This is a genomic window from Streptomyces thermospinosisporus (genome assembly GCF_039526425.1).
GTDB classification, from domain to species: domain Bacteria; phylum Actinomycetota; class Actinomycetes; order Streptomycetales; family Streptomycetaceae; genus Streptomyces; species Streptomyces thermocarboxydovorans.
This window is the reverse complement of record NZ_BAAAIZ010000148.1, coordinates 1-537: the sequence shown is the minus strand read 5'-3', so window position 1 is coordinate 537 and position 537 is coordinate 1. Positions and strand designations below refer to the sequence as shown.

Sequence of the window (537 nt, the reverse complement as noted above, 5' to 3'; positions counted from 1 at the left end):
AGGAGGCCCTGTTGCCGCAGTCTTTCGCGCTTGCGTGTGTGGAGTCCAACGCGCCGTCCCTGTCGTGTGACTGCCTCGCGCACAGGTTCGGCAACGCGGCGGACGGGCCGGAGCGCGTGCGGTGTTACGCCTCCGACATGACGGAGGCGGAGTGGCAGGTCATCCGGCCGTTGCTGCCCATTCCGGCATGGTTTCAGGGGCGGGGCGGGCGGCCGGAGGGCTACTGCCACCGCGTGATGTTGGACGCGGTCCGCTATGTGGCCGACAACGGCGTCAAGTGGGCCAACCTGCCTGCGGATTTCCCGCCGTACCGGCGTGTGCATGCCTTCGCCCGCCGTTGGCAGGTGACGGGTCTGCTCGCCGAGCTCCACGACCGGCTGCGCGACCGCGTGCGGGCCAAGGATGGCCGCGCGGTGGACCCGACGGCCGCGATCGTGGACTCGCAGTCGGTGCGGGCAGCGGCGAACATCCCGCGCTCGACCTCCGGCTGGGACGGCGGGAAGAAGGTGGGAGGGCGTAAGCGGCACCTGGTGGTGG

Annotated in this window: 1 protein-coding gene; it reads left to right on the top strand. The window is 70.9% G+C overall.

The window, feature by feature from the left end; all coding sequences use genetic code 11:
* Positions 1-137: 137 nt before the first annotated feature.
* The coding region (locus ABD207_RS31655; RefSeq protein ID WP_344016756.1) for a transposase at positions 138-537 on the top strand (400 nt) is incomplete at its 3' end.